This window comes from Pseudoalteromonas sp. C2R02, from assembly GCF_018860845.1.
Taxonomy (GTDB): Bacteria; Pseudomonadota; Gammaproteobacteria; order Enterobacterales; family Alteromonadaceae; genus Pseudoalteromonas.
The window spans coordinates 89,953-102,770 of record NZ_JAHKQC010000004.1; the positions used below are offsets into that span (position 1 = coordinate 89,953).

Annotated in this window: 8 protein-coding genes; 2 read left to right on the forward strand and 6 right to left on the reverse strand. The window is 40.1% G+C overall.

What is annotated here, in order from left to right; translation table 11 throughout:
• Positions 1-66: 66 nt before the first annotated feature.
• From rpoC to rplK, 6 genes are all read right to left on the reverse strand, one after another.
• On the reverse strand, positions 67-4,242 hold the full coding sequence (rpoC, locus tag KO527_RS00490) for a DNA-directed RNA polymerase subunit beta' (protein WP_216038466.1): 4,176 nt from the start codon (positions 4,240-4,242) through the stop codon (positions 67-69).
• A 118-nt stretch (positions 4,243-4,360) separates the two neighbouring features.
• Positions 4,361-8,386, reverse strand: coding sequence for a DNA-directed RNA polymerase subunit beta (gene rpoB / locus KO527_RS00495; protein WP_042150074.1), 4,026 nt, complete (start codon positions 8,384-8,386; stop codon positions 4,361-4,363).
• A gap of 246 nt (positions 8,387-8,632) precedes the next feature.
• Positions 8,633-8,995, reverse strand: coding sequence for a 50S ribosomal protein L7/L12 (gene rplL / locus KO527_RS00500; protein WP_042150071.1), 363 nt, complete (start codon positions 8,993-8,995; stop codon positions 8,633-8,635).
• Positions 8,996-9,098: 103 nt separating this feature from the next.
• Entirely contained in the window at positions 9,099-9,593 is a 495-nt protein-coding gene (rplJ, locus tag KO527_RS00505) for a 50S ribosomal protein L10 (protein WP_216038467.1), read from the reverse strand.
• Positions 9,594-9,943: 350 nt separating this feature from the next.
• A complete protein-coding gene (gene rplA, locus KO527_RS00510) occupies positions 9,944-10,648 on the reverse strand; it encodes a 50S ribosomal protein L1 (protein WP_216038468.1) in 705 nt (234 codons plus the stop codon).
• A gap of 4 nt (positions 10,649-10,652) precedes the next feature.
• The gene (gene rplK, locus KO527_RS00515; RefSeq protein WP_042150064.1) at positions 10,653-11,081 is read right to left on the reverse strand and encodes a 50S ribosomal protein L11; all 429 of its coding nucleotides are present in this window, start codon (positions 11,079-11,081) and stop codon (positions 10,653-10,655) included.
• 351 nt (positions 11,082-11,432) lie between these two features.
• Between rplK and KO527_RS00520 the strand changes: the two genes are divergently transcribed.
• Together KO527_RS00520 and KO527_RS00525 are read left to right on the forward strand one after the other, a co-directional pair.
• Complete coding sequence (locus tag KO527_RS00520; protein ID WP_216038469.1) at positions 11,433-12,068, forward strand: hypothetical protein; 636 nt, start codon at positions 11,433-11,435, stop codon at positions 12,066-12,068.
• A 12-nt stretch (positions 12,069-12,080) separates the two neighbouring features.
• Positions 12,081-12,479: a hypothetical protein gene (locus KO527_RS00525; protein ID WP_216038470.1), complete on the forward strand. Its 399-nt coding sequence runs from the start codon at positions 12,081-12,083 to the stop codon at positions 12,477-12,479.
• The last annotated feature ends 339 nt before the right edge of the window (positions 12,480-12,818 follow it).

Consider the following 12,818-nt stretch of genomic DNA (forward strand, 5'->3'; position numbering starts at 1 on the left):
AAAAAAGGCGGTATTAACCGCCTTTTTTCTTTATTTTGTCTTAAATTTGACTAAAAGACTCAAAAACTAGTCGCCTAGGGTCGCGTTAAGTGCATCAGTTAATGCTTGAGCAGCATCTTCTGCACTAACCGTCTGTTCTTCAACAGCTGGTTCGTTACGCTTTTTACGACGTGCCATACGTTCTTGATGATAAGAGAAACCTGTACCCGCTGGGATCAAACGACCTACGATTACGTTCTCTTTCAAGCCGCGAAGCTCATCGCTCTTACCATTTACTGCTGCGTCAGTCAGAACACGTGTTGTTTCCTGGAACGATGCTGCAGAGATGAAAGATTCTGTTGCCAATGATGCTTTAGTGATACCCATTAACTGGATTTCAAACTGAGCTGGGATCTTGCCTTGCTCTTCAAGTTCACGATTCGAGATATTTACTCGAGATACTTCAACTTGTTCGCCTTTTAAGAACTCAGTGTCACCACCGTGAGTGATAATACACTTACGGATCATTTGACGGATAATTGTTTCAATGTGCTTATCATTGATTTTTACGCCTTGCAGACGGTAAACGTCTTGCACTTCGTTAACAATGTAGTTAGCAACATCTGTTACACCACGAAGACGTAAAATGTCATGTGGAGACTCAGGACCATCGGCGATAACCTCACCTTTAGACACAGACTCACCTTCAAACACGTTAAGTTGACGCCATTTTGGAATCATCTCTTCGTAGTGGTCACCCTCTGGCGGAGTGATAACTAAACGTTTCTTACCTTTAGTTTCTTTACCGAAGCTAATTGTACCAGTTACTTCAGCTAAAATAGCAGGCTCTTTTGGTTTACGCGCTTCGAATAAATCGGCTACGCGCGGTAGACCACCCGTGATATCACGAGTTTTTGAACCTTCCTGCGGGATACGTGCTAATACGTCACCTGGATTAACGGTATTGCCATCACTTACTTCGATTGTTGTAAATGCAGGTAAACGGATTTCTTGTAAACCAGTCTCTTCACTTTCAACAATTAGTTTAGGCTCTTTCGCGTTAAGCTTAGAAAGATCTTTCACAACCATACGAGTTAAACCAGTTAACTCATCTGTTTGTGTTTCAGTGTTTGACTCATCAATGTCACTGAATGTAACTTTTGATACACGCTCAACAACGATTGGGTGACTATGCGGGTCCCAAGTTGCTACAACGTCGTTCGCTTCAATTGCGTCAGCATCTTTAACTGCTAATACTGCACCGTAAGGTACTTTATAACGCTCTTTTTCACGACCGTGATCATCAATAACACAAATTTCAGTTGAACGTGAAGTAATAACAAGCTTGCCATCAGTATTAGTTACTGATTTAGCATTATGTAGCTTAATAGTACCTGTGCTCTTAACTTGTACTGAGTTTTCAGCTGATGCTCTTGATGCCGCACCACCGATGTGGAATGTACGCATCGTAAGCTGTGTACCTGGCTCACCGATTGATTGAGCAGCGATAACACCTACTGACTCACCTTGGTTAATCAGGTGACCACGTGCTAAGTCACGACCGTAACACTGTGCACAAACACCGAAGTCATTTTCACAAGTGATGATTGAACGTACACGTACTTCATCAACTGAGTTTTCTTCTAACATGTCACACAGTTTTTCGTCTAGCATTACATTACGTTCTACAAGAACAACATCTGTAGTACCAGGCTTAATGATATCTTCTGCAACAACACGACCTAATACACGTTCGCGTAACGGCTCAACAACATCACCACCTTCAATTAGCGGTTTCATTGTTAGACCATCTAATGTGCCACAATCTTTGTCATTGATAACCAAATCTTGTGCAACATCAACTAGACGACGAGTTAAGTAACCCGAGTTAGCTGTTTTAAGTGCCGTATCGGCCAAACCTTTACGCGCACCATGCGTAGAGATGAAGTACTGTAGTACGTTCAGACCTTCACGGAAGTTCGCTGTGATTGGCGTTTCGATGATTGAACCATCTGGACGTGCCATTAGGCCACGCATACCAGATAACTGACGTATCTGAGCTGCACTACCACGAGCACCAGAATCGGCCATCATAAATACTGAGTTGAATGAATCCTGTTGAACAGTTTCACCTTGAGCAGTAACTACGTCATCTTTTGATAAGTTATCCATCATCGCACGTGATAAGTTTTCATTTACACGTGACCAAATATCGATAACTTTATTATATTTTTCACCAGCAGTAACAAGACCTGATTGGAATTGTTGATTGATTTCGCTTACTTCTGCTTCAGCGTTACCAATGATTTCTGGTTTAGTCGGTGGAATTTCTAAATCGTCGATACCTATAGAAACACCAGACTTCATTGCATAATGGAAACCGGTATACATGATTTGGTCAGCAAAAATAACTGTATCTTTAAGACCTAAACGACGGTAACACTCATTAAGCAAGTGAGAAATCTGCTTTTTACCCATAGGGTTATTGATTAAGAAGAACGGTAAACCTTTAGGTAATACTAAAGAAAGAATCGCACGACCAACTGTAGTTTCTACAATGTTAGTCACTTCAGTACGGTTACCTTCAGCATCAATTTCAGTTTCAGTCATACGTACTTTTACAATAGCGTGTAAATCAAATACGCCTGCACGGTAACCTTTTTCTGCTTCTTTAGCACTCTTAAGTACTGCACCTTCGCCTTTAGCGTTAATGCAATCACGAGTCATGTAATAAAGACCTAATACAACATCCTGTGAAGGAACGATGATAGGCTCACCATTTGCTGGTGATAAAATATTATTTGTTGACATCATTAGTGCACGAGCTTCAAGCTGCGCTTCAATTGTTAACGGTACGTGTACCGCCATTTGGTCACCATCGAAATCGGCATTGTATGCCGCACAAACTAGTGGGTGTAATTGAATCGCTTTACCTTCGATTAGTACCGGCTCAAATGCTTGGATACCTAATCTATGAAGTGTTGGTGCACGGTTAAGTAGTACTGGATGTTCACGGATAACTTCATCTAAGATATCCCAAACCTCAGCTACTTCACGTTCAACCATCTTCTTGGCAGCTTTAATCGTAGTTGCCATACCTTTAAGTTCTAACTTACCGTAGATAAACGGCTTGAATAACTCAAGTGCCATTTTCTTAGGTAGACCACACTGATGAAGTCTTAAAGTTGGACCTACGGTAATTACAGAACGGCCTGAATAGTCAACACGCTTACCAAGTAAGTTTTGACGGAAACGACCTTGCTTACCTTTGATCATGTCAGCAAGAGATTTCAGAGGACGTTTGTTAGAACCAGTAATAGCACGACCACGACGACCGTTATCTAATAATGCATCAACCGCTTCTTGTAACATACGCTTTTCGTTACGTACGATAATATCTGGCGCAGCCAGTTCAAGAAGACGCTTAAGACGGTTATTACGGTTAATAACACGACGGTATAAGTCATTTAGATCAGAAGTCGCAAAACGACCACCATCTAGTGGTACTAATGGACGAAGATCAGGAGGCAGAATTGGTAATACTGTCATGATCATCCACTCAGGGTTATTACCTGATTGGTGGAAAGATTCCATTAATTTAAGACGTTTTGTGATTTTCTTACGCTTAGTTTCAGAGTTGATTGTTGGTAACTCTTCACGCATTTCTGCGATTAACTGGCCTAAGTCTAATTCACGAAGTAAATCAAGTACTGCTTCAGCACCCATTTTAGCTTCAAATTCATCGCCATGCTCTTCTAGTGAATCAAGATATTCTTCTTCACCTAAAAGTTGACCACGCTCTAATGTTGTCATACCAGGCTCGGTAACAACAAAAGATTCAAAATAAAGAACACGTTCGATATCACGAAGTGTCATATCTAGCATTAAACCAATACGAGAAGGTAATGATTTAAGGAACCAGATGTGTGCAACTGGGCTTGCTAATTCGATATGACCCATACGGTCACGACGAACTTTAGTTAATGTAACTTCAACGCCACATTTTTCACAAATTACACCGCGGTGCTTAAGACGTTTATATTTACCACATAAACATTCATAATCTTTTACTGGGCCGAATATACGGGCACAGAATAAGCCATCACGCTCAGGCTTAAAAGTACGGTAGTTAATCGTCTCTGGTTTTTTTACTTCACCAAATGACCATGAACGAACCATATCGGGTGAAGCAAGACCAATGCGTATTGCATCAAATTCTTCGGTCTTATTTTGTTGCTTCAGAAACTTAAGTAAATCTTTCACTTTAGCTCTCCTGTCGGAAGTTAATAGTGTGGGCTGTTAATTAATCTGTTAACTAACAACCCAGTTATGCTTGCCATGCGAGTTGCTAACCTCATTTAAATGAAGTTAGCTGTTTCGCTTACTCTTCTTCCAACTCGATATTGATACCTAGTGAGCGGATCTCTTTCAACAATACGTTGAATGATTCCGGCATACCAGGTTCCATCTTGTGGTTTCCGTCTACGATGTTCTTATACATCTTAGTACGGCCGTTAACATCATCAGACTTAACAGTAAGCATTTCTTGTAGGGTATAAGCAGCACCGTATGCTTCTAATGCCCATACTTCCATCTCACCGAAACGCTGACCACCGAACTGAGCTTTACCACCTAGTGGTTGCTGAGTTACAAGGCTGTAAGAACCGGTTGAACGCGCATGCATTTTGTCATCAACTAAGTGATTCAGTTTAAGCATGTACATGTAGCCTACAGTTACTTGACGCTCAAATGCATCACCTGTACGACCATCATATAATGTAACCTGACCACTTCTTGGATAACCACCAAGCTCAAGCATGTCTTTGATTTCGTTTTCAATCGCGCCATCAAATGCTGGAGTAGCGATTGGTAAACCGCCTTTAAGGTTTTTAGCAAGACGTCTAACTTCGTCATCAGTGAAGCTAGCAATATCAACTTCTTGACGAGATTCGCCTAGGTCGTATGCTTGCTTAATGTAATTACGAAGCTCATGAACTTCACGTTGTTCTTTAAGCATCTCTTCGATACGCTCACCGATACCACGTGCAGCAAGACCCATATGTACTTCTAAGATCTGACCGATGTTCATACGAGACGGTACACCAAGCGGATTCAGTACGATATCAACGGTACGACCGTTTTCATCGTATGGCATATCTTCAACAGGAACGATAGTTGAGATAACACCTTTGTTTCCGTGACGACCAGCCATCTTATCACCAGGTTGGATAGTACGTTTAACAGCTAGGTAGATTTTTACAATCTTAAGAACACCTGGTGCTAAATCATCGCCTTGCGTGATTTTACGACGTTTAATTTCGAAACGCTTATCGTAGTCAGCTTTAAGTTCGTCATATTGCTCGGCTAATTGCTCAAGCTCAGCTTGTGCAGTTTCATCAGCTAAACTTTGAGTTAGCAATTGCTCGCCATTCAAAGTTGCAACTTTATCTGCATCAATGCCATTCGCAACGAGTAAAGTACGTGCACGACTTAAAACACCTTCTTCAAGGATTTTGAATTCTTCATTGAAGTCTTTTTTCGCTTCACGAAGTTGCATATCTTCAATTTCTAAAGCACGCTTATCTTTTTCAACGCCGTCACGAGTGAAGACTTGAACATCGATAATAGTACCTGAGATAGAGTTAGATACACGTAGAGAGCTATCTTTAACATCAGACGCTTTCTCACCGAAGATAGCTCGTAAAAGTTTCTCTTCTGGCGTTAGTTGTGTTTCACCTTTAGGGGTTACTTTACCAACTAAGATATCACCGCCTTTAACTTCAGCACCGATGTAAACAATACCTGACTCATCAAGTTTGCTTAGTGCTGACTCACCTACATTAGGGATATCGGCAGTAATTTCTTCAGGACCTAACTTAGTATCACGAGCGATACATTGTAGTTCTTGAATATGAATCGTTGTTAAACGATCTTCATCTACAACTTTTTCTGAAAGAAGGATTGAATCTTCGAAGTTGTAACCGTTCCAAGGCATGAAAGCGATACGTAGGTTTTGACCAAGTGCCAAATCACCTAAATCCGTTGAAGGACCATCAGCTAACACGTCACCCGCAGTAACCGGTTCGCCTACCATACAAGTTGGACGTTGGTTAATACATGTGTTTTGGTTAGAACGTGTGTATTTAGTAAGGTTGTAAATGTCGATGCCCGCTTCACCAGGGATGCGCTCGGCTTCATTTACGTTAACTACGATACGACCTGAGTCAGCGTAATCAACAACACCACCACGTTTAGCAACAACAGTTACACCAGACTCTTTAGCAATAGTACGTTCAATACCAGTACCAACTAGCGGCTTATCTGCTTTTAACGTCGGAACTGCTTGACGTTGCATGTTTGAACCCATTAATGCACGGTTAGCATCATCGTGTTCAAGGAACGGGATAAGTGCCGCAGCAACTGAAATAACCTGTTGTGAAGAAACATCCATGTATTGAATGTCATCTTTACCCATAAAGGTTGATTCACCTTTATGACGACAAGGAATTAACCCGTCAACAAGTTCTTTATCAACTGTCATATCTGCGCTCGCCTGTGCGATTACAAATTGACCTTCTTCAATTGCTGATAAGTAGTTTACTTCGTCAGTAACAACGCCATCGATAACTCTACGGTAAGGAGTTTCTAAGAAACCGTAATCATTTGTACGTGCATAACACGACAAAGAGTTAATTAGACCGATATTCGGTCCCTCAGGAGTTTCGATTGGACATACACGACCGTAGTGAGTTACGTGAACATCACGTACTTCAAAGCCAGCACGTTCACGAGTTAAACCACCCGGTCCTAATGCTGAAATACGACGTTTATGTGTTACTTCTGAAAGCGGATTATTTTGATCCATGAACTGTGATAGTTGTGATGAACCAAAGAATTCTTTAACCGCAGCAGAGATAGGCTTAGCATTGATTAAATCTTGCGGCATAATCGCATCAAGATCACCTAATGTTAAACGCTCTCTTACAGCTCGCTCTACACGTACTAAACCAACGCGGAATTGGTTTTCAGCCATTTCACCAACTGAACGAATACGACGATTACCTAAGTGATCGATATCATCTGATTCGCCTTTACCGTTACGAATGTCGATCAATGTCTTCATTACGTCAACGATATCTTCTTTAGCTAAAATACCTGGTCCAGTGTCAGAGTCACGAAGTACACGACTGTTGAACTTCATACGACCTACTTTAGATAGATCGTAACGGTCTTCATTAAAGAATAAGTTTTCAAATAACGCTTCTGCAGCATCACGGGTTGGTGGCTCGCCCGGGCGCATCATGCGGTAGATTTCAACAAGTGCTTCTAAACGGTTCGTAGTTGAATCAACACGAACTGTATCAGACATGTACGATCCACTATCAACTTCGTTGATGTAAAGCGTATCAATTTGAGTGAAGCCAGCTTTAACTAATTCAGCCATAAGCTCTAGAGAAAGTTCTGCATTTGCTTCAGCAACAACTTCACCTGTTTCTTCATCTACATAATTTTTAGCAATTACACGATCAATCAAGTACTCATGTGGTACTTCAAGTTGTGTAACTGATTTTTTCTCTAGTGTTCTGATATGACGAGCAGTAATACGACGACCTGCTTCAGCAATCACTTCACCCTCTTGATCTTTAATATCAAAAGTAGCGATTTCGCCACGTAAGCGTGAAGGAACTAATTCCATCATTACTTTACCGTTAGCAACTTCGAACGTAGTTGTTTCGAAGAACATCGCTAGAATTTCTTCTGTAGAGTATTCTAATGCACGTAAAATGATTGATGCCGGTAATTTACGACGACGGTCAATACGAACGTGTAAGTTATCTTTAATATCGAATTCAAAGTCTAACCATGAACCACGGTATGGAATAACACGAGCATTATATAAAACTTTACCAGAAGAGTGTGACTTACCACGATCGTTATCAAAGAACACACCTGGACTACGATGCAGCTGAGAAACAATAACACGCTCTGTACCATTGATTACAAAGGTACCCGTATCTGTCATGAGTGGAATTTCACCCATGTAAACTTCTTGTTCTTTTATGTCTTTTACTGTGCCTGGATTTTCTTTATCCATTACCACTAAACGTAATTTTACGCGTAGAGGAGCAGAAAAAGTAACACCACGGATTTGACATTCTTTAACGTCAAATACTGGCTCGCCAATACGGTAACTTACGTATTGAAGCTCAGCACTACCCGAGTTGTTTTTGATAGGGAATACTGAACGGAAGGCTGCTTCCAATCCATATTCGCCTTCGGCGTTTGGCTTTAAGAATTTTGCGAACGAATCCAACTGCATAGCTAGCAGTTTAGGTATTTGCATAACCTGTGGTCGTTTACCAAAATCCTTACGGATACGTTTCTTTTCAGAATAAGAGTAATCCATGAGGTTCCTCAGCTTGCTGAATCTTGAACACCACTCATAAATGAGCAGACTAAAATGGCGATTAATGCCATATTTTTTACTACATATTGTGTGTTTGCACACTTTGATATAATTGTAAAAAACAATATAAATCATAGAGGGCAAAATGCGCTGCAGTGCAAAACACTACAGCGCAAAAAGGCTGATGATTAAAAAACCATCAGCCCGTGCCTAATAAATTAGGCAGATAACCTAGCAAAAGCCAGATTATTTAATTTCAATTGTTGCACCGATAGCTTCAAGATCAGTCTTAAGCGCTTCAGCTTCTTCTTTAGTAACACCTTCTTTAAGTGCAACTGGAGCAGATTCAACCATAGCTTTAGCTTCTTTAAGGCCAAGACCTGTAGCGCCACGAACAGCTTTGATTGCAGCAACTTTGTTAGCACCGAAAGATGCTAAAACAACGTCAAACTCAGTTTTCTCTTCAGCAGCTTCAGCAGCTGGACCAGCAACCATTGCAGCAGCAGCAGTTACACCGAATTTTTCTTCCATTGCTTCAACAAGAGCAACAACATCCATTACAGACATTTCTGCAATAGCATCAAGGATTTGGTCTTTAGATACAGACATTTCAAATTTCCTAATAATATGAACTATTATTTACAATAAATAATGTTCTAAAAAAATATTTTACACCAATAAAAACAATCTAAACTTATAGAATTCTATAAGATTATGCAGATTGCTCTTCTTTTTGTACACGTACTGCTTCAATTGTTTTACACAATTTACCGGCAGACGCTTCTTTCATAGCGCTCATTAAGCGTGCAACTGCTTCATCGTATGTAGGCAATGTAGCCAACATAGCAACGTCTACAACGTTACCTTCAAAAGCGGCCAATTTAAGCTCAAAATGTTCATTTTTCTTCGCGAAATCTGAGAAGATACGCGCTGCAGCACCAGGGTGCTCGCTAGAAAAAGCAACTAAGCTTGGACCAACTAAAGAATCGTTAAGACACTCAAATTCAGTTCCTTCGATAGCACGTTTAGCAAGAGTGTTACGAACAACTTTCATCCATACACCAGCTTCACGAGCTTCTTTACGAAGGGCTGTAATAGCGCCAACAGGTACACCACGAGAATCTGCAACTACTGCAGATAGAGCACCACTAGCGGCTTCGCTGACTTCAGCAACAATCGCTTTTTTGCCTTCAAAGTTTAAGGCCATGGGTGTGACTCCTGGTTCTTGGAAAACTTAAATTAAGTTCCCCGATTTACTCATCCTAAATATCACAATAATATTTAGGTGCTTTTTACGGCGAGAGCCAGAAGATTAGGAAAAATCTATCTGGGGTTCTACACCATCTACGTAGGAAATTAAGCTTTTATTACGAATAATAAATAACACCTACGGTCTTGGACGGAAGTTTTAATTAATAATAATCGAAACTTCAACCCGAATTTGTTATTTATTGAAAAATTTAGCTTTATTTTAAATAAAACATTTCTTCAATAAAGTGGCGCAGAATTATAGCTTAAATTGTGCGCCAAGTATACAGTAATAGCTAATTTAAAAAATTAAGCTACAACAGTATTAAGTGTACCCTGATCAACAGTTACACCAGCACCCATAGTCGTAGAGATAGTTACTTTCTTCAAGTAAACACCTTTAGCTTGAGCAGGCTTAGCCTTCTTAAGCGCAACGATTAGTGCTTCTAGGTTACCTTGAAGCTGTGCAGCATCAAAAGAAACCTTACCGATAGTAGTATGGATGATACCATTCTTATCATTACGGTAACGAACCTGACCCGCTTTCGCGTTTTTAACTGCTTCAGCAACATTTGGAGTTACAGTACCAGTTTTAGGGTTAGGCATAAGGCCACGTGGACCTAATATTTGACCAAGTTGACCAACAACGCGCATTGCATCTGGAGAAGCAACAACAACGTCAAAGTTCATTTCGCCTTTTTTCACTTGCTCAGCAAGTTCTTCCATACCTACAAGCTCAGCGCCAGCTTCTTTTGCAGCTTCAGCGTTTGCGCCTTGAGTAAATACAGCAACACGTACATCACGACCAGTACCGTGTGGTAGCACAGAAGCGCCACGAACGTTTTGGTCAGATTTACGAGCGTCGATACCAAGGTTAACAGCAACGTCAACACTTTCTACGAACTTAGCAGTTGCTAATTCTTTTAAAAGTGCAACAGCTTCATTGATATCATATTCTTTAGTAACTTCCACTTTTTCGCGGATATTACGCATACGTTTAGTAAGTTTAGCCATCTGATTAACCCTCTACGTTCAAGCCCATTGCACGTGCAGAACCTGCAATTGTGCGTACACCAGCGTCCATATCAGCAGCTGTTAAATCAGCTTGCTTGATAGTAACGATTTCTTCTAGTTGTGCACGTGTTACTGTGCCACACTTTTCAGTGTTAGGACGACCTGAACCAGATTTGATTCCAGCAGCTTTCTTAAGTAAGTAAGCAGCAGGTGGAGTTTTCATATCGAACGTGAAAGAACGATCTGAATATACAGAAATGATAACTGGAACTGGAGCGCCTTTTTCTAAAGACTCTGTACGAGCATTAAAGCCTTTACAGAATTCCATGATGTTAACACCGTGCTGACCTAGTGCAGGACCAACTGGTGGACTAGGGTTAGCCATACCAGCAGCTACTTGTAGCTTGATTACAGCTTCAACTTTCTTAGCCATTATAAATACCTCGATTGTGGGTCTTAGCCTAGTGCGCGTGAGGACGCGTACTCAAACGGCTTCCCGTGTTTTACAAAAATTTTTAATTCATGCTTTTTGTTAGGGATTTAGCTAATTAATAACTAGCCCAATAACAAAAGGCCGCTGATTATAGTTTAATCAGCCCTCGTGATCAATATTTAATTAATATGAATTTTAAAACTAGAGGTAGTAAGAAATATCACAGCTTTTTTACCCATATGAAGGCGCGGAAATTTAAAAGTACTCACATTTCAAATATTTTCTTTATTGTTCAGTTTTGATTCAGAGAAAGAAATATATACTTGTTGCATTATTTAAAGGAGAGTTTAAATGAAAAAATCAGTTATCACGTTATTAGTCACTTCTATATTAACGGCCAGCTTACCGATGTCGGTAATGGCTTCACCTAATGACAGAAATAACAATGCGGGTGACAGACAAGATAACAGAGGCGATAACCGTGGCGACCGTCAAGATAATCGCGGTGACAACAGAGGTGATAGACAAAATAATTACCAACACAACAACAGATATAAAACTCAGCCATATCATAAAAATACACTTGTCGTAGTTACACCACGTAAACGTGTATATCACAATGTGACAGTATATCGTCCTTATGGACACGCTTACTTTGGTTACGGACATCATCATAACGATAACGATGCGCTAAAATGGTTAGCTTTTACAGCTATCGCTATCAAGTTATTAGATAACCTAAATGAAGCATCGCAACGTGAACATGAAGCAGCTCAAGTTAAAGCAACAACAGCGCCTGTTGGCGAAGAAATTAACTGGCATACAGATTCTTCAAGTGGTTCAGTAGTAACAACTAAAGAAGGTACGAATAAGTCTGGATTAACCTGTCGTGAATTTCAGCAAACAATTACAATCGGTGGCGAAACTGAACAAGCTTATGGCACTGCATGCTTACAAGCAGATGGTGCATGGAAAATAGTAGAGTAATTAAGGATTAAAATGAAAACTTCAATCAAAGCATTAATCATCACAATCACATTTGCCTTTACGGCATTATTTACTAATACAGTATCTGCACAAAACTGGTTAAGTTTAGGTAGTAAAACCGTAACTAAAAAAGCTGACTTCGATACCGTTACCGTACGTCAGCGTGGCGCATTTAGTAAATTACAATTAGCAGTCAAAAATAGCGGCATAAAAGTACAACGTATGGTTGTTCATTTTAAAAATGGTCAACGCCATGAAGTGAAAATACATGCATTTATCGCGCGTGATAGTAAATCACGATTAATCGACTTACCAGGCAAAGCCCGTGCAATAGAAAAAATCACATTCTGGTATGACGCTAAAGGCGTTGGCAGAAAAGGTGCAATCATGACAGTGTTAGGTAAACGCTAAACAAAATTATATTAAGATATAATACTCTCCTACCAAGCCAGCGATTTTTCGACTGGCTTTTTTATTTCTATCGATTCCTCCCCTGCAAACTCACTTGCTGATGGTTACTTTAACTTCTTAAACTATTACAGAATATCATCCTAACCCTTCTAAAAAAATTTTAAAGATTTCCTTTGTGATCACTGCGCCCTATATTTAATCGCGCTGCAATTGATATGTAATCAAACTAATCACTTAAAGGCATAACCCCTAGACCGATTTTCACTATTAGAGATCTAATTTAAATCAGTTTTTTAATGTTTAAATTACCCTCTATCTAGGTATTGGTATTGGTATTGG

Coding starts and splice junctions, on each gene's coding strand:
- rpoB (WP_042150074.1), bottom strand. CDS start 8,386: ATGGATTACTCTTATTCTGAAAAGAAACGTATCCGTAAGGATTTTGGT.
- rplL (WP_042150071.1), bottom strand. CDS start 8,995: ATGTCTGTATCTAAAGACCAAATCCTTGATGCTATTGCAGAAATGTCT.
- rplJ (WP_216038467.1), bottom strand. CDS start 9,593: ATGGCCTTAAACTTTGAAGGCAAAAAAGCGATTGTTGCTGAAGTCAGC.
- rplA (WP_216038468.1), bottom strand. CDS start 10,648: ATGGCTAAACTTACTAAACGTATGCGTAATATCCGCGAAAAAGTGGAA.
- rplK (WP_042150064.1), bottom strand. CDS start 11,081: ATGGCTAAGAAAGTTGAAGCTGTAATCAAGCTACAAGTAGCTGCTGGT.
- KO527_RS00520 (WP_216038469.1), top strand. CDS start 11,433: ATGAAAAAATCAGTTATCACGTTATTAGTCACTTCTATATTAACGGCC.
- KO527_RS00525 (WP_216038470.1), top strand. CDS start 12,081: ATGAAAACTTCAATCAAAGCATTAATCATCACAATCACATTTGCCTTT.